The organism is Kitasatospora sp. NPDC048296, assembly GCF_043201815.1.
Taxonomy (GTDB): Bacteria; Actinomycetota; Actinomycetes; order Streptomycetales; family Streptomycetaceae; genus Kitasatospora.
In genome coordinates this window covers 91,480-113,653 of the sequence record NZ_JBICZB010000020.1, presented here as the reverse complement: position 1 = coordinate 113,653, position 22,174 = coordinate 91,480, and the positions used below count along the sequence as shown (strand labels likewise).

Below are 22,174 nucleotides of genomic sequence, written 5' to 3'. Positions count from 1 at the left end.
AGCCACAGGCCAGCGCAGGCGAATCAGGAAAGTCGCGTCTCTAGGCACTTTCGGCCGTTCGCTCCGCCTGCAGCCCGATGACCTGCGCTTTCAGTCCACCAGGCCCTCCAGAACCCTCGAATTACGTCGAACCCGGGCCCGTCGCGCAGCAGGTAGAGGTCTTCGGCTACGAGGATTCGCGTGACTCCTCCCCCGACTGACGACGGGGGTTTCTCGCTAGGCCTGATTGGCGTCGCGACGGGCCAGCCCGGCCCGTAGAACGTTGATGGCTCCCACAGTGTCAGCGTGGGCCTGATGGCCGCAGCTGACGCAGCGGAATGTCTCCTGGGTGGGCCGGTTCTCCTTGACGGTGTGTCCGCACTCGGGGCACTCGCGGGAGGTGTTGCGGGGGTCCACGGCGATCACAGACCGTCCGGCGCATTCTGCCTTGGCGGTGAGGATCCCGAGGAACACCCCCCATCCGGCGTCGTTGATCGACTTGTTCAGCCCGGCCTTGGCTCCAGCGCCGTTCGGGAGGAACGTGCCGGACCGGTCGGGGTCGGGCTTGGGTGCGGGCGTCCGCACCATGTTGCGGATCTTGAGGTCCTCGTGTGCGATGAAGTCGTGCTCACGAACCAGCGCGAGGGCGGTCTTGTGGGCGTGGTCGAGCCGTTGGCGGCGCACCTTGCGGTGCAGCCGGGCGACGGTCTCGACCTGCTTGCGGCGGCGCTTGCTGCCCCGCTTGGACTGGGAGAGTGCCCGCTGCGCGGCGTCGAGCTTCGCGGCGCCCTTCTGGCCGTGGCGGGGGTTGGGTACGAACCCGCCGTCAGAGTCGGCGAGGAAGTGGGCTATGCCCAGGTCGGTGCCGACCGCGCTGCCGGTCGCGGGCAGCGGATCGGGCTGGTCCTGGTCAGCGGTCAGGATGATGTACCAGCGGCGACCCTCACGCTTGACGCTGATCGTCTTGATCTTGCCGACGACCGGCCGGTGCCGGTGCACCCGGACACATCCGACGCCTTGCAGACGGACGCGGGTCACCGGGTCGTGGGGGGTGGCGTCCCAGCGACATCCATCGCCGCCCTCCGGCCAATCCACCGTGTCGAACCTTTTAAATGACCGGAACCGGGGATAGTCGGGCGTTTCATCGGACTTGACCCGGCGAAAGAACGCGGCAAATGCCTTATCCAGCCGCCGGAGCGTCGCCTGTTGCGAGGAGAACGACCAGCGGGCCTGATCGGAGTCGAAGGCGCGAATGTCCTTGAGCTGCGCAGACTGCTGCCCGTAGCGGACAGTCGTCTTCGTCGCGTGCCGGTAGGCATCACGGCGTTCCTCCAACGCCGCGTTGTATAGCGCGCAGTGATCTCGCAACATCGCCGCGAGCTGCTGTTCCTGGCCCACGGTGGGCCTGATCAGGAACTTGTACGCACGGATGATCCGGCCCACCCCCTCTCGGCTTGACGCAATCAAGATGCCACACGCCACCGACAAGCGGGACCGGATTCCCTTCCCGGCTGAACCCGCGGATACCCCTGTCCGAACCCCGCCGGGGCCACCGCCACCCATCCAACTGTCTCATGGCCCCTCCTCGCCCCGTTCGGGCGAGGAGTGTGGCCAGCCCCACCCGACCGTGCGCCCAGCCGGACACCGGCACCCCCGACCCGCCCGCGGCAAGATCCCCGACCGACATCATGCCGACTGTGATCACCGGCGTCGACCCTCGCCCCGGCGAACCGGCGAACCGGGCCAGACCTGCGAACCGGACCGGACCGGCAGACCTGCCGGGCCAGGGCAGCGGTTAGGCTCGGGCCGTGCCCGAAGCCCTGACGACCTCCCCCCTGCCGAGCGCCGCCGAGCCCGGTCCCGAGCCCGGCCCCGAGCGCCCGGCCCGTTCGGCCTGGTGGCGGTTCGGCCTGCTGGTGCTGCTGCTGGGGGCGTGCGCCGGGTCGCTGCTGCTGTGGAGCCCGACGGACCTGCTCTCCGGCGGCCTGGCGAACCGGATGCCCGGCTACTGGTTCGCACCGCTGTTCACCCTCGTCTACGCGGTCGGCACGCTCGCCTTCGTCCCACGCCCCGCGCTGAACGCCGTCGCCGGACTGCTGCTGGGCATCCAGCAGGGCGTGCTGCTCGCCGTGCTCGGCACCACCCTGGGCGCGGCGATGGCCTTCGCCCTGGGCCGCGGCCTCGGCCGGGAGGCGCTGAAGCCCTACCTGCGCGGCAAGGTGCTGGGCGCCCTCGACCAGCGCTTCACCGAGCAGGGCTTCCGCAGCGTCCTGGTGCTGCGGCTGCTGCCCGGCCTGCCCTTCCAGGCCGGCAACTACGGCGCGGCCTTCTCCGGGGTCCGCTTCCTGCCCTTCCTCCTCGCCACCGCGATCGGCGTGGTGCCCACCACCGCCGTCTACGTCACCGCCGCCGCCAGCGCGGACCAGCCGGGCTCGGCGGCGTTCCTGGTCTCCGCCGGGGTGATCGCCCTGCTGGTGATCGGCAGCCTGGTCGGCCTCTGGCGCGCGGCCGCGGCCCGCCGCCGGGCCCTGAGAACCGGTTGACCCAGCGGCCGGCTGACAAATCGGTCGCGCCGCCGCGCCGCCGGGGGCCACGATGGCCGGCATGACCGAACTCAACCCGCGGGTGGACCCGCCGATGGCGGCCGGCGAGGCCGCCATGCTCACCGCCTGGCTCGACTACCACCGCAGCACTCTCGCCCTCAAGTGCGAGGGTCTGACCGACGACCAGCTGCGGCTGCGCTCCGTCCCGCCGTCCACACTCTCCCTGCTCGGCCTGGTGCGGCACATGACCGAGGTGGAGCGGCACTGGTTCCAGGGCGTCCTGCGCGGCGAGGAGGTCGCCACCGGCCACTACTGGACCGAGCAGGACCCGGACGGCGATTTCGACAACGTCGGCACCGCCGACGTCGCCGCCGACTTCGCCCTCTGGCGCGCCGAGATCGCGGCCGCCCGCGAGGCATCGACCGGCCTGCCGCTGGAGACCGTCGGCAAGCGGCTGCGCCACGACCGGGAAGTGACGCTCCGCTGGATCCTGGTCCACATGATCGAGGAGTACGCGCGGCACAACGGCCACGCGGATCTTCTGCGCGAACTGGTGGACGGCTCCACCGGCGAATGAAATCGTTTCCACATTGTTGACAGAAGGTCAATTAAGCAGTGACCGCTACCGATAAGGTCTACGCGCGCAACCGTACGGAGCTGCGCCGCGTCGCTTCCTTTACCCGGGTCCGCCCGGGCTTCGGGCACGGCACGACTCGTACGGGGGTCGCGAGCGGGCACGGGACCGGTGAACAGTGCGATACTCGGACAGTTCCGACGAGTGGATGACGTGTCAAGAAGGACACGCACCCCCCGGGGGGACCAGGACGGGACGAGGCAGGGAGGCGCGGCATGGGAGCACTTCGCGACGAGCACCACAACGGGTGGCTGATGCCCTCGGGGAACTACCCGGCCGCTGTGTACGACGACGAGTGGGTCGAGCAGGAGGCGGTTTCCGCCGCCCCCGCGCCCGCGAAGATCGTCTCCCTGCGGCCGACGGGCTTCGAGGCGGCGCGTACGGTCGGCGAGCACATCCGGGCGAGCACCCCGGTGGTCATGGACCTCACCGAGATGGAGGAGGCGGAGGCCAAGCGCATGGTCGACTTCGCCTCCGGTCTGATCTTCGGCACGCGGGGCGGCATCGAGCGGATCGCCCGCCGGGTCTTCCTGCTCACCCCGGCGGACGTCGAGGTCATGGTGATCGACCGCCCGCTCGACGAGACCGGGTTCTACAACCAGAGCTGAGCCAACCAGAGCTGAGCCGGCCGTAAGGCCACGCAGCGCCCCGACCGGGGACGGCACACCCGCCGTCCTCGGTTTTTTGCTGTCCAGGGGCCGGGCGAGCATGGATCATCTGAGACGAAGGAACTAATTTTGAGACATCGATGTCTCAACTGGTCTAGACTCGATGCATGGCCACCGACCGCGACACCGTCCTCGAAGCCGCCGTCGGCGTGCTCTCCCGCCGCCCCACCGCCCACCTGGACGAGATCGCCCGGGCGGCGGGCATCAGCCGTGCCACCCTGCACCGGCTGTTCCCGGGGCGCGAGGCGCTGATCCGCGAGGTCGGCCGACTCGGCCTGGAGCGCTTCGCCGCCGCCCTGGACACCGCCGCGACGGAGGAGGGCGACGCCGAGGCCGCGCTGCGGCGCCTGGTGGACGCCTCCGTCCCCGACGCCATGCTCTGCGCCTTCCTGGCCGGCGAAAACCAGCTCTACGACCACGACGACATCAACGACCTCTGGGAGGTCCAGATCGCCCGGCTGCACGCGCTCTTCCTGCGCGGACAGCAGCAGGGCGTCTTCCGGATCGAACTGAGCGCCGCCTGGCTGAGCGAGGCCTTCTTCGACCTCGTCGCCGGCATCGGCTGGGCCATCCAGGACGGCCGGCTCGCCCCGCGCGAGGCCGCCTTCTCGCTCGCCGAACTGTTCCTCGGCGGCGCGCTGCGCCGACCGGACACCCCCGCCCCCACGGCCCACATCCCCGTTGGCCCGACCCACAGCACCTCGGACCGGAAACCGGAAACCGATATCCCATGAGCTTGACGGCTCCCGCCCTTCTGACCGCCCGCCAGCGCTGGACCGGCCTCGCCGTCCTGGTGCTGGCCGTCACCGTGGTCGCCCTCGACGCGACCGTGCTCTCCCTCGCCATCCCGTCCATCAGCGAGACGCTGCGCCCCAGCGGCACCCAGCTGCTCTGGATCGGCGACTCCTACTCCTTCGTGCTGGCCGGCCTGCTGGTCAGCATGGGCGCGCTGAGCGACCGGATCGGCCGCAAGAAGCTGCTGCTGTCCGGCGCCACCGCCTTCGGCGCCGCCTCGCTGCTGGCCGCCTACGCGCCGGGCCCGGGCTGGCTGATCCTCGCCCGCGCGCTGCTCGGCGTCGCCGGGGCGACGATCATGCCCTCCACCCTGTCGCTGATCCGCAGCCTGTTCCCGGACGACCGGGAGCGGGCCACCGCGATCGGCATCTGGGGCGCGGCCGCCACCGCCGGTGCCGCGCTCGGGCCGGTGATCGGCGGGGCGCTGCTGGAGCACTTCTGGTGGGGTTCGGTGTTCCTGCTGAACATCCCGGTCCTGCTCCTGCTGCTGGTGTCCGGCACCTGGCTGCTGCCGGAGTCCAGGGACCCGAAGCCGGGCCGCTGGGACGTGCTGAGCGTCGCGCTGTCGATGGCCGGTGTGATCGGCGTGGTGTACGCGGTCAAGGAGGGCGCCGCGCACAGCCCCGCCCGCTGGGACGTCCCGGTCGCCTTCCTCCTGGGCGCCGCCGCGCTGACCGTCTTCGTCCGCCGCCAGCTGCGGCTGGAGACCCCGCTGCTGGACGTCCGGCTGTTCCGCGACCGGCGGTTCACCGCCGCCGTCACCGCTTCGCTGATCTCCCTGGTGGGCCTGAGCGGCGTGATCTTCGTGGTCTCGCAGTACCTCCAGCTGGTCCGCGGCTACGAGCCGCTCCAGGCGGGCCTGGCGGAGCTGCCGGCCTTCGCCGGCTCGGTGGTCGGCGGGCTGCTGACCGCCCGGATCGCCCGGCGCTTCGGCGTCCGCAAGGCGCTGACGGCCAGTCTGCTCGCCATGGGTCTGGCCGCGGGCGTGCTGGGCTGGCTGCAGCAGGACACCACCTACCTGTTGCTGGCCGTCTCCTTCCTGCTGACCGGCACGGCCGAGGGCGTGGTCTACACGCTCGGCGCCGACCTGGTGCTGAGCGCCGCACCCGCCGACAAGGCCGGGGCCGCCTCGGCGGCCTCCGAAACGGCGTACGAACTGGGCACCGCGCTCGGCATCGCGCTGGTCGGTTCGGTGGTCGGCTCGATCTACGCGAACGGGCTGTCCGTGCCGGCCGGGGTCTCCGCGGAGACCGCGGCCCGGGCCGGTGAGTCGCTCGGTTCGGCCGTGGAGGAGGCGCACGGACTGCCGGCCGAGGTGGCCCAGCCGCTGCTGGCGAGCGCCAAGGACGCCTTCGTGCACGGCATGAACAGCGCCGGGCTGGTCGCCGGCGTGCTGCTGGTGGGCGCGGCCGTCCTGGCCTGGCGACTGCTGCGCGGGCTGTCCGCCCCGACGGCGGCCGAGCCGGCCGAGGCCGCCGAGCCGCAGAAGGTCGACGCGTAGGACCGCGTACGAGAACGGGTACGAGAACGGGTACGAGAACGGCCGTTTCCATCCGGGAACGGTCGTTCTCGTCTGCGGAACGCCCGTTCCCGGGGGTCTGCGGGCACGCCTCAGGACGCCCCGAAGGGCAGCTCCAGCTCGGCCCAGACCACCTTGCCGTCCCGGGTGAGCCGGCTGCCCCAGCGCTGGGCCAGCTCGCTGACCAGGAACATCCCGCGCCCGCCCTCGTCCTGCTCGGCGAAGGGGCGCAGTTGCGGGGTCTGGCCGCCGGCGTCGGAGACCTCGACGGTCAGCACCCGGTCGCGGAACAGCCGCAGTCGGCGCGGTGCCTCGGCGTGCAGCAGGGCGTTCGTGACCAGCTCGCTGACCATGAGTTCGGCGTAGTCGGAGAGCGCGCTCAGGCCCCACCCCTCCAGGGTGGCGCGGGTGAAGCGGCGGGCCTTGCCGGGCAGCTTGCCGCCGCCGGCGAGCGGGAGGGTGGCGATCCGGTCGTCGGCCACCGGCAGCGCCCGCGCCATGATCATCGCGATGTCGTCCTCGGTACCGTCCGTGACCAGCGCGCCGAGGACGGCGTCGCAGCTCTCCTCCAGCGTCCGGCCGGTCTGGGACAGGGTGCGGGCGAGCAGGTCGATGCCGTCGTCCAGGTCCTGGCCGCGCCGCTCGACCAGGCCGTCGGTGTAGAGGGCGAGCATGCTGCCCTCGGGGAGGGTGAACCCGATCGACTCGAAGGCGACCCCGCCGACGCCCAGCGGAACGCCGGGCGGCACCTCGATCGTGCGGGCGGTGCCGTCGGTGTCGACCCACACCGGCGGCAGGTGCCCGGCCGAGGCGACCTGGACGGTGCGCTCCAGCGGGTCGTAGACCGCGCATATGCAGGTGGCGAACTGGCCCTCGCCGATGCCCGAGGCGGTCTCGTCCAGTCGGGTGAGGACCTGCTCGGGCGGCATGTCCAGGGTGGCCAGGGTGCGGGCGACGGTGCGCAGCTGGCCCATGGTGGCGGCGGCCCGGATGCCGTGGCCCATCACGTCGCCGACCACCAGTGCGACCCGGCCGCAGGACAGCGGCACCACGTCGAACCAGTCGCCGCCGACCTCGCTGACCACGCTGCTGGGCAGGTAGCGGTAGGCGATCTCCAGGCCGAGGGTGCGGTGGATCTCCTGCGGCAGCAGGCTGCGCTGCAGGGTCAGGGCGGTCTCCCGCTCGCGCCGGTAGAGCCGGGCGTTGTCGAGGGCCAGCGCGGTGCGGGCGACCAGTTCCTCGGCGAGCGCGACGTCGGCGTCGGTGAACGGCTCGGGGTTGCGCATCCGGATGAATTCGGAGCCGCCGAGCACCATGCCCCGGGCGGTGATCGGCACCATCAGGTACGAGTGGATGCCGGCCGCCATCCCGGGGGCGATCCGGTCCTCGCTGGACACCAGTCCGCGCAGCACCTCCTCGTCCACGTGGGAGCGCAGCAGCGGCCGCCCGCTGCGCAGGCACTGGGTGTAGCTGCGGTCCGGGGCGTACTCGGAGGTCTCGCCGACGACGTCCACGGCGTGCGCGAGGCCGGACTCGTAGCTCTCCCCGACGGCGACGGCGCGCAGGGTGACGGACCGGTCGGAGGGGATCGCGGTGGGCTCGGCGCCGCGCAGGACGGGTTCCAGCAGGTCGACGGTGGCGAAGTCGGCGAACCGGGGGACGACGGCCTCGATCAGTTCCTCCGCGGTGCGCTGGAGGTCGAGGGTGGTGCCGATCCGGGCGGTGGCCTCGGCGATGGTGGTCAGCCGTTCCTGGGCGCGGGCGGCGCGGGCCTCGGCCTGGAAGCGCTCGGTGACGTCGATGATCGAGGAGGCGACGCCGAAGACCTTTCCGGCGGAGTCCTCCAGCCGGAAGTAGGAGGCGGACCAGGCACGGTCCCGCTTGGGGTCCCCGGGGACGCGGCCGTGCGAGCGGGCGTCGACGACGGGCTTGCCGCTCTTGAGGACCTGTCTCATGGTCTGCTCGATCTCGACGCTGTTGATGCCGGGCAGGACGACGGTTATCCGGCGGCCGAGGTGGCCGGAGGCCGGGACACCGTTCATCCGGGCGAGTGCGTCGTTGATCCGGACGAAGCGCAGTTGGGTGTCGTAGACGGCCATCCCTATCGGCGAGCGGCCGAAGATGCCGTCGAGGACGGCGAGGTCGGCCTCGATCTCGTGCAGGGCGCGGGTGTCGGACGCGGTGGCGAGCAGCAGCAGGGTGCCACTCGGGCCGGCGATCGGGTAGGTGCGGAACTCCAGCTCGACCTTGTGGCCGTCGCGGTGGCGGACCGGGAAGACGAAGGAGGTGCCGGTCCCCGCCATGATCCGCCGGAAGATGTCGAGCACCTCGGGGCGGTCGGTGTCGTCGGTGAGCAGCCGGGCGGCGTAGCTGCCGACGGCCTCCTCGGCGGTGTAGCCGAGCAGGGCCTCGGCGTCATCGCTCCAGTGCAGGATCAGGCCGTCGCTCTGGAGCAGGGCCGTCGCGAGCGGGACCAGTCGGTGGCCTTCCGGGCGCGCGGAGGCGCCGCCCGCTGTGAGGCCGGCGGCGTCGGTCGCGTCCCACTCGTGTCCGTGCATTCAGGCAGCACCCCGGTTCGGCTCGTGCCCGGCCGGGTGAGCCTCGCGGTCGGTGCCGGCCGGGTTTCTTCTCCAGACTGCACGGACATCGGCCGCCCGGCGACCCCTTGGTCAGGGGTGTCCGGCCGCTCCGGTTGTACGGGCGTCATGGGCGTACCGGGCGTACCGGGCGTACCGGGCGTACCGGGCGTACCGGGCGTACCGGGCGTACCGGGCGTACCGGGCGCAGCGTACTCTCCAGAAGGCCCGCCCACTGCCCGATCACTCCGGAACGTCGAACACTGTCGTCGGTCAGCAGGTTGGCCAGGCCCAGTCCGCGGGCGAGGTCGAGGGTGGCCTGCACCGATTCGCGCACGCCCGGGCGGGTCTCGTCGGCTCCGAGGAACTCCACGGCGGCCCGGTGGGCCTCCCGGCCGACCCGGCCCTCCAGGGCGACGATCCGCTCGCGCAGGGCCTCCTCGGTGGCGGCGGCGGTCCACAGGTGCAGGGCGGCGCGGAAGTCCGGGCCGGTGTAGAGACGGACGATCATGTCGACCACGGCCCGGGTGCGGTCGGGGCCGGCGGCCGGCAGGTCGTCCGCGTGGGCGCGGACGGCTGCCAGCCGCTCGGCGGTGACGTACTCGACGGCCGCGGTGAAGAGGTCCTCCCGGGTCGGGAAGTGGTGCTGGGCGGCGCCCCGGGAGACGCCGGCCCGCTCGGCGACCACGGCGACGGTGGAGCCCTGCCAGCCGAGCTCGGCCAGGCAGTCCACGGCGGCCGCGAGCAGCCGGGCCCGGGTCGCGCGGCTGCGGTCCTGCTGGGGGGTGCGGACGGCGGGGTGGCTGGTCATGGCGGGCGGCGGTTCCTGTTCCGGTCGGGGCGCGGCGGGTCGATCCTCACAGACGCGCCGCGGTCTTCGCCGGTCAGGGCCCCCGTTCAGCTCGCCGCCTCGGCCCGTGCGGCCTCGCGGGCGCGCAGCTCGCGGCGGAGGATCTTGCCGGCCGCGGACTTGGGGACGGCGTCGACGAACTCCACCGCGCGGACCTTCTTGTACGGGGCGACCTGCCCGGCCACGTAGCCGGTGACCTCCTCGGCGGTCAGGGCGCTGCCGGGGGCGCGGACCACGAAGGCCTTGGGGCACTCGGTGCCGTCGGCGTCCGGGACGCCGATCACGGCGGCGTCGGTGATCTGCGGGTGGCCGAGCAGCACGGCCTCCAGCTCGGCGGGGGCGACCTGGTAGCCCTTGTACTTGATCAGCTCCTTGACCCGGTCGACGATGTGCAGGTAGCCGCGCTCGTCCACGCAGCCGATGTCGCCGGTGTGCAGCCAGCCCTCGGCGTCGATCACGGCGGCGGTGTCGGAGGGGCGGCCGAAGTAGCCCTTCATCACCTGGGGGCCGCGGATCCACAGCTCGCCGCGCTCGCCGGCGCCGAGGTCCCGGCCGCTGCCGTCCAGGGCGGTGACCCGCAGTTCGGTGGAGGGGACCATCCGGCCGACCGAGCCGGGCGAGGGGTCGTGCTCGGTCGGGGAGACCACGTGGGTGACCGGGGACAGCTCGGTCATGCCGTAGCCCTGGAGCAGGTGCGGCAGGCCCAGGCGCCGGGCGCAGGCCTCGGCGAGGGCCGGGTCCAGCGGGGCGGCCGCGCACAGCAGGTACTCGACGGAGGAGAGGTCGAAGCGCTCCACCACCGGGTGCTTGGCCAGGGCGAGAGCGATCGGCGGGGCCACCACCAGGGCCTGTACCCGGTGCTGTTCGATCGCGCGGCAGAACTGCTCCAGGTCGAAGCGGGGCAGCACGACGACGGTGGCGCCGCACCGCAGCGGCTGGTTGAGCAGGGCCGCCAGGCCGTAGATGTGGAAGAACGGCAGCACCGCGAGCACCCGTTCGCCCACGGCGGGGCGGTAGAGGGCGTCGGTCTGGGCGAGGTTGGTGGCGATCGAGCGGTGGGTGAGCATCACGCCCTTGGGCAGGCCGGTGGTGCCGCTGGAGTAGGGCAGCACCGCGACGTCCTCGCCCGGGTCGATCACGGTCTCGGGGGCGGGGCCGGTGGCGGCGAGCAGCTCGGCGAGCGAGCGGTGGCCGTCGGCGCCGTCCAGCACGATGATCTCGCTCAGCGGGCGGCCGGCGGCGGCGAGCTGTTCGGCGGCCGCACGGGCGGTCGACAGGAACGGGGAGACGGTGATCAGCCAGCGGGCGCCGCTGTCGCGGAGCTGTCCGGCCAGTTCGACGGGGGTGGACAGCGAGGACACCGTGGTGACGGTGGCGCCGGCCCGGGTGGCGCCGTAGTAGGCCATCGGATAGACGATCGAGTTGGGACTGAACAGGGCGACCACGTCGCCCTTGCGCACCCCTGCTCCGGCCAGTCCGGCGGCGACCCGTTCGACCGAGGCGGCGAGCCGCGCGTAGCTGACCTGCTCCCCGGTGAGGCCGTCGATCAAGGCCGGCCGCTCGCCGTACTCGGCGGCGGAGCCGAGCACCGCGTCGTGGATCGGCAGGTCGATCACGGGGACGTCCGGGAATTCACTTCGGAACACCAAGGTGAGCCTCCAGCCAGGAAGTTGATGCAGCAACAAAAGCGGCGACGGCGTCGGTACGGGGCGCGCTCAGGAGCATACGGACAGTCAGGGGAGTCGCTCATCCATTGTGGGGAACCGGGGGCGGAGCTTGCGTGGCACATGTGCTCCCGGGGCGCGCCGACCCGGATCCGGATCCCCGCGATCAAGGTCGACGCCCCGGTGACCGGCCCCGGGCTGAACGCCGCTCTGCAGTTGAACACCCCTCCGGTGTTCCCGAAGAAGGACTCCCGGACGCCCAGGTGTACGGCGGCAGCGGCACCCGGGCCGAGCTGCGGGTGATCACCTGCGGCGGGAAGTCCGACCGGCACGCCGGGTACGAGTCCGACACCGTGGCCTTCGCCCACCTGAGCGCCGTGCGGTGACCCCGACCGGGACAGCGGCGCCCAGGGACGGTCAGTACGACTTGGGCAGGCCCAGGGTGTGCTGGGCCACGTAGTTGAGCACCATCTCCCGGCTGACCGGCGCGACCCGGCCGACCCGGGTGGCCGCCAGCAGCGCGCCCAGCCCGTACTCCTGGGTGAGGCCGTTGCCGCCGAGCGTCTGCACCGCCTGGTCGACGGTACGGGCGGCCGCCTCCCCGGCGGCGTACTTGGCCATGTTGGCGGCCTCCCCGGCGGCCAGGTCCTCCCCCGCGTCGTAGAGCAGCCCGGCCTTCTGGGTCATCAGCCGGGCCAGCTCGATCTCCACCGCACACTGGGCCAGCGGGTGGGCCAGACCCTGGTGGGCGCCGATCGGGGTGGACCAGACGGTCCGGGTCTTCGCGTACTCGACGGCCTTGCCGAGGGCCTGGCGGGCCAGGCCGAGCGAGAAGGCGGCGGTGAGGATCCGCTCCGGGTTGAGGCCGGCGAACAGCTGGAGCAGGCCGGCGTTCTCGTCGCCGACCAGGGCGTCGGCGGGCAGCCGGACGTCGTCCAGGAAGACCTGGAACTGCTTCTCCGGGGCGACGAGCTCCATCGGGATCGCCCGGTACTCGAAACCGGGGGTCTCGCGCGGGACGACGAACAGGCAGGGCTTGAGCTTGCCGGTGCGGGCATCCTCGGTACGGGCGACGAACAGCACGGCGTCGGAGTGGTCGATGCCGGAGACGAACACCTTGCGGCCGGTCAGCAGCCAGTCCTCGCCGTCCCGGCGGGCGACGGTGGAGATCCGGTGCGCGTTGGAGCCGGCGTCCGGCTCGGTGATGCCGAAGGCCATCTTGCGGCTGCCGTCGGCCAGTCCGGGCAGCCAGCGCCGCTTCTGCTCCTCGGTGCCGTAGCGGGCTATCACCGTGCCACAGATCGCCGGGGAGACGATCAGCAGCAGCAACGGGCAGCCGGCGGTGCCGAGTTCCTCCAGGACGATGGCGAGGTCGGTGATGCCGCCGCCTCCGCCGCCGTACTCGGCGGGCAGGTTGACGCCCAGGTAGCCGGCCTTGCCGGCCTCCGCCCACAGTTCCTCGGCGGGCTCGCCGGCCCGGGCCTTGGCGAGGTAGTAGGCGGAGCCGTAGCGGCGGCCGAGGTCGCCGACGGCCTGGCGCAGGGCCTTGCGTTCGGGGGTTTCGAGGAGCTGACTGCCGATGGCGGACATGCGGGGGTCCTTCCTCAGGCTTCGGTGGTCTGGACGACGGCCAGCAGGGTTCCGAGTTCGACCTGCCGGCCGGGGGTGGCGAGGAGTTCGACGAGGATGCCGTCGGCGGGGGCGGTGACGCGGTGCTCCATCTTCATCGCCTCCAGCACGAGCAGCGGCTGCCCGGCGGTGACGGCGTCCCCGACGGCGGCATTGGTGCGGAGCACGGTGCCGGGCATCGGGGCGAGCAGGGCGCCGGGGTCGGTCTGGGCGGTCGGGTCGGGGAAGCGCGGCAGGGCGGTGAGCGCGGTGCTGCCGGTCGGGGTGTCGACGTACACCTGCTGCGCCCGGCCGCCGTAGCGGGCGACGCGGTAGGGGCGTCGGACCTCGCCCTCGCGCAGCACGACGAGCTCGGCGGTGGCCTCGACGAGTTCCACGTCCGGGTGGTCCTCGGCCAGCAGGCCGGCCCGGGTGTGGCGGTAGCGGACTTCCGACTCCGTGCCGTCGGCGGCGCGGTAGCGCTTGACCTGCGCCTGGGAGGGCAGGTTGCGCCAGCCGGAGGGCAGGGCGGTGGCACGGGCGGCGGCGTCGGCGAGGGCGGCGGCCAGCGCGGCGCGTCCGACGCCCTTGGTGTCCGGGGCGGTGAGCTCGGCCGCGTGCTCGGTGAGGAAGCCGGTGTGCAGGCGTGCGGCGAGGAAGGCCGGATGCCGCAGCGCTCGGACCAGCAACTCCCGGTTGGTGGAGGGGCCGTGGATCCTCGCGCGGGCGAGCGCGTCGGCCAGCTTGCGGGCGGCGGCGGCGCGGGTCGGCGCCCAGGCGATCACCTTGGCGAGCATCGCGTCGTAGTGCGGGGTGATCTCGCTGCCGGACTCGACGCCGGAGTCCAGGCGCAGGCCGGAGCCGGCGGCGGTTCCGGCGCCGGTTCCGGGCCCGGCACCTGTCCCGGGTCCAGCTCCGGTGAACTCCTGGTGGTGGTGGGCGAGTTCGAGAAGGTGCAGGGTGCCGGTGGCGGGCTGCCAGTCCTTGGCCGGGTCCTCGGCGTACAGCCGGGCCTCGATCGCGTGGCCGGTGGTCGGCGGCGGGGTGGGCCCGGGTAGCTCCTCCCCCTCGGCGACGGCGAGTTGGAGCGCCACCAGGTCCAGCCCGGTGACCGCCTCGGTGACCGGGTGCTCGACCTGGAGGCGGGTGTTCATCTCCAGGAAGTAGCACCGGCCGTCCTCGGCGAGCAGGAACTCGGCCGTCCCGGCGCCGACGTAGCCGATCGCCCGGGCGGCGTTCACCGCCGCTGTGTGCAACTCGGCCCGGACGTCCGCCGGGAGACCGGGGGCCGGGGCCTCCTCGACCACCTTCTGGTGCCGCCGCTGGAGCGAGCAGTCGCGGTCGCCGACCGCCCAGACCGTGCCGTGCGCGTCGGCCAGCAGCTGGACCTCGACGTGCCGCCCGGTGGGCAGGTAGCGCTCGCAGAACACCTCGTCCGAGCCGAAGGCCTTGGCCGCCTCGGCCCGGGCCGCCGCCAACTCGCCGGGCAGGTCCGCCAGTCGACGGACCACCCGCATGCCGCGGCCGCCGCCGCCCGCCGCGGCCTTGACCAGCACCGGCAGGTCGGCCTCGGTCGGCTCCGCCAGCGCCCCCAGGACGGGCACCCCGGCCTCGGCCATCAGCCGCTTGGCGGCGGTCTTCGAGCCCATCGCGGCGATCGCGGCCGGCGGCGGGCCGACCCAGACCAGGCCCGCATCCAGCACGGCCCGCGCGAACTCGGCGCTCTCGGACAGGAATCCGTACCCGGGGTGGACGGCGTCGGCCCCGGCGGCCAGCGCGGCGCGCACGATCAGTTCGCCGCGCAGGTAGGTGTCGGCGGGCGCGGCGCCGGGCAGCCGGACGGCGGCGTCGGCCTCCCGCACGTGCGGGGCGGCGGCGTCCGGATCGGAGTGCACGGCCGTGGTCGCGATGCCGAGCTCCCGGCAGGTGCGGAACACCCGGCGGGCGATCTCGCCTCGATTGGCGACCAGCAGGTTGGTGATCGGAGTCTTGGAAGTCATCGTCGGTAGCCCTCTCACAGACGGAAGACGCCGTAGCCACGCGCGCCCTCGACCGGCGCGTTGTGGATCGCGGACAGGCACAGGCCGAGCACCGTACGGGTGTCGCGCGGGTCGATCACGCCGTCGTCGTAGAGCCGGCCGGACAGGAACACCGGCAGCGACTCGGCCTCGATCTGCTGCTCGACCATCGCCCGGATCGCCGCGTCCGCGTCCTCGTCGTACGGCTGCCCCTTGGCCGCGGCCGACTGCCGGGCGACGATCGACAGCACCCCGGCGAGCTGCTGCGGGCCCATCACCGCGGACTTGGCACTCGGCCAGGAGAACAGGAAGCGCGGCTCGTAGGCCCGGCCGCACATGCCGTAGTGGCCCGCGCCGTACGAGGCGCCCATCAGCACGGACAGGTGCGGGACCGTGGAGTTGGCGACGGCATTGATCATCATCGCGCCGTGCTTGATGATGCCGCCCTGTTCGTAGTCCTTGCCGACCATGTAGCCGGTGGTGTTGTGCAGGAACAGCAGCGGCGTGTTGCGCTGGTTGGCCAACTGGATGAACTGGGCGGCCTTCTGGGACTCCGCACTGAACAGCACGCCCTGGGCGTTGGCCAGCACGCCGACCGGGTAGCCGTGCAGGCGGGCCCAGCCGGTGGCCAAGCTGGTGCCGTAGAGCGGCTTGAACTCGTCGAAGTCGGAGCCGTCGACGATCCGGGCGATCACCTCGCGCGGGTCGAACGGCACCTTGAGGTCGCCCGGGACGATGCCGAGCAGCTCCTCCTCGTCGTACTTCGGCGGCTCGGCGAGCGGGTCCGCGCCCGGGCCGGGCTTGCGGTGGTCGAGCCGGGCGACGATCCGGCGGGCGATCCGCAGCGCGTCCGCCTCGTCCACCGCGAAGTGGTCGGCCAGCCCGGAGACGCGGGCGTGCATCTCGGCGCCGCCCAGCGACTCGTCGTCGGCCTCCTCGCCGGTGGCCATCTTCACCAGCGGCGGGCCGCCGAGGAACACCTTGGCGCGCTCCTTGACCAGCACGGTGTGGTCGGACATGCCCGGCACGTAGGCGCCGCCGGCCGTCGAGTTGCCGAACACCACGGCCACGGTGGGGATGCCGGCGGCCGAGAGCCGGGTGAGGTCGCGGAAGAGGGCGCCGCCGGGGATGAAGATCTCCTTCTGGCTCGGCAGGTCGGCGCCGCCGGACTCGACCAGGTTGACCAAGGGGAGGCGGTTGTTCAGCGCGATCTCGTTGGCCCGCAGGGCCTTTCGCAGGGTCCACGGGTTGCTGGCGCCGCCACGCACCGTCGGGTCGTTGGCGGTGATCACGCATTCCACGCCCTCGATCACGCCGATGCCGGTGACCAGGGCCGCGCCCACCGGGTAGTCGCTCCCCCAGGCGGCCAACGGGGACAGCTCCAGGAACGGGGAGTCCGGGTCGACCAGCAGCTCGATCCGCTCGCGGGCCAGCAGCTTGCCGCGCTTGCGATGGCGCTCCACGTACTTGGGGCCGCCGCCGGCCAGCGCCTTGGCGTGCTCGGCGTCGAGCTCGGCGAGCTTGGCGACCATCGCGGCGCGGTGCTCGGCGTAGTCGGGCCCGGCCGGGTCGACGCGGGTGGTCAGGACGGTCACAGCAGGGCCTCCGGAATGTCGAGGTGGCGGGAGCGAAGCCACTCCCCCAGGGCCTTGGCCTGCGGGTCGAAGCGGTGCTGGGCGGCGACGCCCTCGCCGAGCAGGCCGGTGACGGTGAAGTTGAGCGCCCGAAGGTTCGGCAGCAGATGCCGGGTGACGGTCAACCCGGCTGTTTCGGGAAGGAGTTCGCGCAGCTTGTCGACAGTGAGGGTGTGTGCGAGCCAGCGCCAGCCGTCCTCGTCGCGGGCCCAGACACCGAGGTTGGCGTCACCGCCCTTGTCCCCGCTGCGGGCGCCGGCCACCAGGCCGAGCGGGGCGCGGCGGGTCGGGCCGGTCGGCAGCGCTTCGGGCAACTCCGCGGCGGCTTCAGCCGGTTGGGAGGTCACCGGCGCGGGCGGGACGGCGATCCGGCGACCGTCCGACAGGACGGCGGTGTGCTCGACCGCCTTGGCATCGACGTACGCGGCGGTGAACACCCCGTACGGCGCGCCCGGGCCGGGCGGGGCGGTGAGGTGGAAGCCCGGGTATCCGGCCAGCCCCAATTCGACGGCGGCCTTGCCGAGTTCGCGGCCGACCTTGGCCGGGTCGGGGTCGCGGGCGGTGAGCCGCAGCAGCGCGGAGGCGGTCTCCTCGGTGGCCGCGTCCGGGTGGTCGGTGCGGGCGAGGGCCCACCGCAGTTCGGCCGGGCGGACCTCGGGCGGCAGGGCGGCGGTGAACTGCCGTTGCACCAGGTCGGCCTTGGCCTCGATGTCCAGGCCGGTGAGCACGAAGACCACCTCGTTGCGGTGGCCGCCGAGGCGGTTGAGCCCGACCTTCAGGGTGGGCGGCGGGGCCTCGCCGCGCACGCCGGAGATCCGCACCCGGTCCGGGCCCTCCTCGGCGAGCCGGACGGTGTCCAGTCGGGCGGTGACGTCCGGGCCGAGGTAGTGCGATCCGCCGGTCTCGTACAGGAGTTGGGCGGTGACGGTGCCGACGGTGACGGCGCCGCCGGTGCCGGGGTGCTTGGTGATCACGCTGGAGCCGTCCGCGTGCAGTTCGGCCAGCGGGAAGCCGGGGCGGGTCACGTCGTGCTCGCGGAAGAAGGCGTAGTTGCCGCCGGTGGCCTGCGCTCCGCACTCCAGGACGTGCCCGGCCACCACCGCCCCGGCCAGGGCGTCGAGATCGGCGGCCGTCCAGCCGAAGTGGGCGATCGCGGGCCCGGCCACCAGCGCGGCATCGGTGACCCGTCCGGTGACCACCACGTCCGCGCCCTCGGCCAGGCAGGCGGCGATGCCGAAGCCGCCCAGGTAGGCGTTGGCGGCCAACAGGCCCTCGGGCAGGACAAGTTCGGACCGGCGCGGCAGCAGGTCGTCGCCCTCGACGTGGGCGACGGCCGCCCTGATGCCCAGGCGCTCCGCCAACTCCCGCAGCGCGTCGGCGAGTCGGGCCGGGTTGAGACCGCCCGCGTTCACCACGATCTTCACGTCCCGCTCGCGGGCCAGGCCGAGGCACTCCTCCATCTGGCGCAGGAAGGTCCTCGCGTACCCGAGCGACGGGTCCTTCAGTCGGTCCCGGGCCAGGATCAGCATGGTCAGCTCGGCGAGGTAGTCCCCGGTGAGCACGTCCAGCGGCCCGCCCGTGAGCATCTCCCGCACCGCCGCGAAGCGGTCCCCGTAGAACCCCGAGGCATTGCCGATCCGCAGTACCGAGCGTGCGCGCGCCAATGCGCCTCCCCTGCCGGTGGGTTGGCGACACCCCGTACGAGCGCCGCCGGGCAGCAGCGTGGCACCGGCCAGGAAAAAAAGCAATCATGCCTGCTTGTTTTGCTGCCGAATCAGCCAAAATGGATCGGCCTATCGCAAGAAGTTCGCCGGAAAATACGCGCACAAGACCCTGGACGCAGGGCACAACGTCCCGCAGGAGGCGCCAAAGGCCTTCGCGGCGGCTGTCGTCGAAGTCGACGGCTTCTGACCGCGCTACCGGACTTCGGAGAGTCGCATGACCGTCCGCTCCACGGCAGGGAGCGAGCGATCATGCGAGCACGCGCCCCCGGCGCACGCCTTCACCATGACCGGCTGCAGTACGACCAGGGACATCGTCCCGGCTGAGGTCGCTGGCCGGTCGGCTGGTGGTTAGCCTGAAGACAGAGTCGCGGATGAGGCGCCGCGGCGACATCGGAGGCGTCTCGCCGCGCGGCGCTGCTGCGAGCGGTCGAGCAACCGGCGCCGCGCCGTCCTGACGAACCTTCACACTGCTGAACCCGCGCTTCGCCGGGCCGCGAGCCGGTGGCCATGTCTGCGCGTGCCTGCCGACCGGGCCCGCGCTTCGGGCTCAACGACGGCGATGACGCTCACCGACGGCGATGACGACGGCGACAACGAAGGCGATTCCGGACCGCCGGCCACCAGCGACGGCGATGCCGGCCGTCCGGCGACGCCCGGAACCGGACATCTGCGCACGGGGGCGTTCATGCCCCGTCAGTCATCCCGGTCCCTCAGTCATCCCGGTCGGAGACGAGACGGCATTCGCATGGAGGAGGACCTCATGACCGAGAGCCACGTGCGGGCCCCCGCTGTCCCCAGCGTCCTGGTGGATCCGCTGCGCAACCGCGGCGTCGCCTTCACACAGGAGGAGCGGGAGGCCTCACACAGGAGGAGCGGGAGGCCCTCGGCCTCACCGGACGGCTGCCTTCCGGAGTGCTCCCGCTCGACCGGCAGGCTCAACGTGCCTACCGGCAGTTGCAGGTCCAGGGGAGCGACCTGGCCAAGAACGTCTACCTGGAACAGCTGCACGACCGCAACGAAACCCTCTACTTCAAGCTCCTCACCGATCACATCGAAGAGCTGCTGCCGATCGTCTACGACCCCGTCGTGGGCGAGGCGATCGAGAAGTACTCCCACGAGTACCGGCGCCCGCGCGGCATCTTCCTGTCCATCGACCGGCCCGACGACATGCAGAAGGCCTTCGCCACGCTTCAACTCGGGCCCCAGGACGTCGACCTGATCGTGTGCACCGACGCGGAGGAGATCCTGGGCATCGGTGACTGGGGCGTGGGAGGCATCCTGATCTCGGTCGGCAAGCTCGCGGTGTACACGGCGGCCGCCGGCATCGACCCGCGCCGCGTCGTTCCCGTGTCGCTGGACGTCGGCACGGATCGGACGTCGTTGCTGGAGGACCCGCTCTATCTGGGCAACCGGCACCCCCGGGTCCGCGGCACCGACTACGACGCGTTCATCGAGAAGTACCTGGAGACGGCATCGTCCACGTTCCCCGATGCGCTCCTGCACTTCGAGGACTTCGGTCCCAGCAACGCACGGCGGATCCTGGAGCAGTACGGCGACCGCTACAGGATCTTCAACGACGACATGCAGGGCACCGGAGCCATCACGCTGGCCGCAGCACTGTCCGCGGTCAAGGTCACCGGTGTGCGGATGCGGGACCAGAAGCTGATCGTCTTCGGCGCCGGGACCGCCGGGGTGGGCATCGCGGACCAGCTGCGCGACGCGATGGTCCGCGACGGGGCGGATCCGGAGCGGGCCACCGCCCAGGTGTGGCTGATCGACAGGCAGGGGCTGCTCACCCGGGACATGTCCGACCTGCTCGACTTCCAGCAGCCCTACGCGCGCGATCCGGCCGAGGTCGCGGACTGGGAGCGGCACGACGGCGCGATCCCGCTCCTGGAAGCGGTCCGACGGGTCAACCCGACGATCCTGCTGGGCACTTCCACCGTGCACGGTGCCTTCACGCGCGAGGTCGTCGAGGCCATGTCCGAGGGCACCGAGCGGCCGGTCATCTTCCCGATCTCCAACCCCACCTCCCGCATCGAGGCCATGCCCGCCGACGTCATCGCCTGGTCCAGGGGCAAGGCGCTGGTCGCGACCGGCATCCCCGTCCCGCCCGTGGAACACGACGGTGTGACCTACCGGATCGGGCAGGCCAACAACGCGCTGCTGTACCCGGGACTCGGCCTGGGCACGATCGTCTCCGGCGCGTCCCAGGTGACCGCGGGCATGCTGCTCGCGGCCGCGCAGGCCGTCGCGGACCAGGTCGACCCGTCGGGGCCGGGCGCCTCCCTGCTGCCTCCCGTGAAGAACCTCCGGGAGTCCTCGGCGATCACCGCGACCGCGGTGGTCCAGGCTGCGCTCGACGACGGCGTGGCCACCTGCAAGCCGACCGACGCCGCAAAGGCCGTCCGGGAGGCCATGTGGCAGCCGGTTTACGCCGACGGAGCGACGTCATGACCACGGAGCACCACGGCGTGGACCGGACCGGGTCGGCCGGTCAGGACGAAGCCCCGAGGATCCTCGACATCCCCGTCGGACTGCAGGCGACCGGGACCCGGCGGGAGACGGACTCCATGGGCGCCGTCGACGTCCCCGCGGACCGCTACTGGGGCGCCCAGACGCAACGGTCCCTGATCCACTTCTCCATCGGGGACGACCGGATGCCCAAAGCGGTCTACCACGCCTACGGCTACGTCAAGAAGGCCGCCGCCCGCGTCAACGGGCGCGCCGGGCGGCTGCCGGCCTGGAAGGCCGACCTGATCCAGCGGGTGGCCGACGAGGTCATCGCGGGCGAACTGGACGATCACTTCCCGCTGTTCGTGTGGCAGACAGGATCCGGTACGCAGTCCAACATGAACACCAACGAGGTGATCAGCAACCGTGCCATCCAGCTCCTCGGCGGAGAGCTGGGCAGCAAGTCCCCGATCCACCCCAACGACCACGTCAACCTGGGGCAGTCCTCCAACGACACCTTCCCCACCGCCATGCACATCGCCGCGGTCAAGGAGATCCACGAACACCTGCTGCCCAGCGTGCGGGCGCTGCGACAAGCCATCGAGACCAAGGCACAGCAGTGGCACGACGTGGTGAAGATCGGTCGCACCCACCTGGAGGACGCCGTCCCCCTCACCGTGGGGCAGGAATGGTCCGGCTACGCCCGCCAGCTGCAACAGGCCATCGACCAGGTCACCAGGTCCGCCGAGGGGCTGAACGAACTCGCCATGGGCGGCACCGCGGTCGGGACCGGGCTGAACGCCCCACCCGGATTCGGCGAGCAGGTCGCCGCCGAGATCGCCACCGCGACCGGCTACCCGTTCATCACCGCGCAGAACAAATTCGCCGCCCAGGGCGGCCTGGACGCCATGGTCAGCGCCTCCGCCGGGCCGCGGGCCCTGGCCGTGCCACTGATGAAGATCGCCAACGACATCCGCTGGCTGTCCTCCGGCCCCCGCTGCGGCCTCGACGAACTCGTCCTCCCGGCGAACGAGCCGGGCTCCTCGATCATGCCCGGCAAGGTCAATCCGACCCAGTGCGAGGCGATGGTCATGGTCTGCATCCAGGTGCTGTCCGAGGACACCGCCATCGCCTTCGCCGGCTCCCAGGGCAACTTCGAACTGAACGCCATGCGCCCGGTCATCATCAACAACTTCCTGCACGCCGCGACCATCCTCGCCGACGCCTGCACCAAGATGCGCGAGTTCTGCATCGAGGGCACCCAGCTCAACCGGGAGCAGATCGACAGCTACGTCGACCGGTCACTCATGCTGGTCACCGCCCTCTCGCCCGTGATCGGCTACGACAGGGCCTCGGCGATCGCCCACAAGGCCAACGACGAGGACAGCACCCTGCGCGAGGCGGCCCTGGCCTCCGGCTACATCAGCGCCGAGGAGTTCGACCGCATCGTCCGCCCCGCCGCCATGGTCGGTCAGACCTGAAGCGGAGCGGTCGACTCGATCCGGTCC

At 72.2% G+C, this 22,174-nt stretch carries 16 protein-coding genes and 1 pseudogene; 9 read left to right on the top strand and 8 right to left on the bottom strand.

Translation table 11 applies throughout. The features are described 5' to 3' along the window. Window positions 1-216: 216 nt before the first annotated feature. Window positions 217-1,413, bottom strand: a complete 1,197-nt coding sequence (locus ACGF12_RS15060; protein WP_393028885.1) for an RNA-guided endonuclease InsQ/TnpB family protein — start codon at window positions 1,411-1,413, stop codon at window positions 217-219. Window positions 1,414-1,787: 374 nt separating this feature from the next. Between ACGF12_RS15060 and ACGF12_RS15055 the strand changes: the two genes are divergently transcribed. The 5 genes from ACGF12_RS15055 (at window position 1,788) to ACGF12_RS15035 (ending at window position 6,120) form a co-directional block, all read left to right on the top strand. Then, window positions 1,788-2,522: a TVP38/TMEM64 family protein gene (locus tag ACGF12_RS15055; RefSeq protein ID WP_393028879.1), complete on the top strand. Its 735-nt coding sequence runs from the start codon at window positions 1,788-1,790 to the stop codon at window positions 2,520-2,522. Between the two features lie 61 nt (window positions 2,523-2,583). Beyond that, window positions 2,584-3,099, top strand: coding sequence for a DinB family protein (locus ACGF12_RS15050; protein WP_393028877.1), 516 nt, complete (start codon window positions 2,584-2,586; stop codon window positions 3,097-3,099). Window positions 3,100-3,371: 272 nt separating this feature from the next. Then, window positions 3,372-3,764 (top strand): cell division protein SepF, encoded by a 393-nt coding sequence (locus ACGF12_RS15045; protein ID WP_393028875.1) that lies wholly within the window; start codon window positions 3,372-3,374, stop codon window positions 3,762-3,764. A 167-nt stretch (window positions 3,765-3,931) separates the two neighbouring features. Further along, window positions 3,932-4,558, top strand: a complete 627-nt coding sequence (locus tag ACGF12_RS15040) for a TetR/AcrR family transcriptional regulator (protein WP_393028873.1) — start codon at window positions 3,932-3,934, stop codon at window positions 4,556-4,558. Then, window positions 4,555-6,120 (top strand): MFS transporter, encoded by a 1,566-nt coding sequence (locus ACGF12_RS15035; RefSeq protein WP_393028872.1) that lies wholly within the window; start codon window positions 4,555-4,557, stop codon window positions 6,118-6,120. Before ACGF12_RS15040 ends, ACGF12_RS15035 begins: the two co-directional genes overlap by 4 nt. A gap of 110 nt (window positions 6,121-6,230) precedes the next feature. Here the strand turns inward: ACGF12_RS15035 and ACGF12_RS15030 are convergent, their stop codons facing one another. The 3 genes from ACGF12_RS15030 to ACGF12_RS15020 form a co-directional block, all read right to left on the bottom strand. Next, window positions 6,231-8,696, bottom strand: coding sequence for a SpoIIE family protein phosphatase (locus ACGF12_RS15030; protein WP_393028870.1), 2,466 nt, complete (start codon window positions 8,694-8,696; stop codon window positions 6,231-6,233). A 145-nt stretch (window positions 8,697-8,841) separates the two neighbouring features. Beyond that, window positions 8,842-9,525, bottom strand: a complete 684-nt coding sequence (locus tag ACGF12_RS15025) for a TetR/AcrR family transcriptional regulator (RefSeq protein ID WP_393028868.1) — start codon at window positions 9,523-9,525, stop codon at window positions 8,842-8,844. Between the two features lie 86 nt (window positions 9,526-9,611). Further along, a complete protein-coding gene (locus tag ACGF12_RS15020) occupies window positions 9,612-11,213 on the bottom strand; it encodes an AMP-binding protein (protein WP_393028866.1) in 1,602 nt (533 codons plus the stop codon). 278 nt (window positions 11,214-11,491) lie between these two features. On the opposite strand from ACGF12_RS15020, the gene ACGF12_RS15015 reads away from it, so the two are divergent. Then, the gene (locus ACGF12_RS15015; RefSeq protein WP_393028864.1) at window positions 11,492-11,614 is read left to right on the top strand and encodes a hypothetical protein; all 123 of its coding nucleotides are present in this window, start codon (window positions 11,492-11,494) and stop codon (window positions 11,612-11,614) included. 31 nt (window positions 11,615-11,645) lie between these two features. On the opposite strand, the gene ACGF12_RS15010 is transcribed toward ACGF12_RS15015, so the two are convergent. From ACGF12_RS15010 to ACGF12_RS14995, 4 genes are read right to left on the bottom strand one after another with little or no spacing between them, the layout of a single operon-like run. Beyond that, window positions 11,646-12,818, bottom strand: a complete 1,173-nt coding sequence (locus ACGF12_RS15010; RefSeq protein WP_393028862.1) for an acyl-CoA dehydrogenase family protein — start codon at window positions 12,816-12,818, stop codon at window positions 11,646-11,648. Window positions 12,819-12,832: 14 nt separating this feature from the next. Beyond that, window positions 12,833-14,836, bottom strand: coding sequence for an acetyl/propionyl/methylcrotonyl-CoA carboxylase subunit alpha (locus ACGF12_RS15005; protein ID WP_393028860.1), 2,004 nt, complete (start codon window positions 14,834-14,836; stop codon window positions 12,833-12,835). Between the two features lie 14 nt (window positions 14,837-14,850). Beyond that, window positions 14,851-16,449, bottom strand: a complete 1,599-nt coding sequence (locus ACGF12_RS15000; protein ID WP_393028858.1) for an acyl-CoA carboxylase subunit beta — start codon at window positions 16,447-16,449, stop codon at window positions 14,851-14,853. After that, on the bottom strand, window positions 16,446-18,152 hold the full coding sequence (locus tag ACGF12_RS14995; RefSeq protein WP_393028856.1) for an acyclic terpene utilization AtuA family protein: 1,707 nt from the start codon (window positions 18,150-18,152) through the stop codon (window positions 16,446-16,448). The genes ACGF12_RS15000 and ACGF12_RS14995 overlap by 4 nt, the downstream gene beginning before the upstream one ends. A 118-nt stretch (window positions 18,153-18,270) precedes the next feature. Here ACGF12_RS14995 and ACGF12_RS14990 point away from each other — a divergent pair. The 3 genes and pseudogenes from ACGF12_RS14990 to fumC form a co-directional block, all read left to right on the top strand. After that, window positions 18,271-18,399: pseudogene (locus ACGF12_RS14990) on the top strand (alpha/beta hydrolase); the annotation flags it as partial. Between the two features lie 725 nt (window positions 18,400-19,124). Further along, window positions 19,125-20,669 carry an NAD-dependent malic enzyme gene (locus ACGF12_RS14985; RefSeq protein ID WP_393028854.1) on the top strand — a complete coding sequence of 515 codons (1,545 nt, stop codon included), beginning with the start codon at window positions 19,125-19,127 and terminating at the stop codon, window positions 20,667-20,669. After that, complete coding sequence (gene fumC, locus ACGF12_RS14980) at window positions 20,666-22,147, top strand: class II fumarate hydratase (protein ID WP_393028852.1); 1,482 nt, start codon at window positions 20,666-20,668, stop codon at window positions 22,145-22,147. Before ACGF12_RS14985 ends, fumC begins: the two co-directional genes overlap by 4 nt. Window positions 22,148-22,174 lie beyond the last annotated feature (27 nt).

Coding starts and splice junctions, on each gene's coding strand:
- ACGF12_RS15045 (WP_393028875.1), top strand. CDS start 3,372: ATGGGAGCACTTCGCGACGAGCACCACAACGGGTGGCTGATGCCCTCG.
- ACGF12_RS15050 (WP_393028877.1), top strand. CDS start 2,584: ATGACCGAACTCAACCCGCGGGTGGACCCGCCGATGGCGGCCGGCGAG.
- fumC (WP_393028852.1), top strand. CDS start 20,666: ATGACCACGGAGCACCACGGCGTGGACCGGACCGGGTCGGCCGGTCAG.
- ACGF12_RS15035 (WP_393028872.1), top strand. CDS start 4,555: ATGAGCTTGACGGCTCCCGCCCTTCTGACCGCCCGCCAGCGCTGGACC.
- ACGF12_RS15010 (WP_393028862.1), bottom strand. CDS start 12,818: ATGTCCGCCATCGGCAGTCAGCTCCTCGAAACCCCCGAACGCAAGGCC.
- ACGF12_RS15005 (WP_393028860.1), bottom strand. CDS start 14,836: ATGACTTCCAAGACTCCGATCACCAACCTGCTGGTCGCCAATCGAGGC.
- ACGF12_RS15030 (WP_393028870.1), bottom strand. CDS start 8,696: ATGCACGGACACGAGTGGGACGCGACCGACGCCGCCGGCCTCACAGCG.
- ACGF12_RS15025 (WP_393028868.1), bottom strand. CDS start 9,525: ATGACCAGCCACCCCGCCGTCCGCACCCCCCAGCAGGACCGCAGCCGC.
- ACGF12_RS15040 (WP_393028873.1), top strand. CDS start 3,932: ATGGCCACCGACCGCGACACCGTCCTCGAAGCCGCCGTCGGCGTGCTC.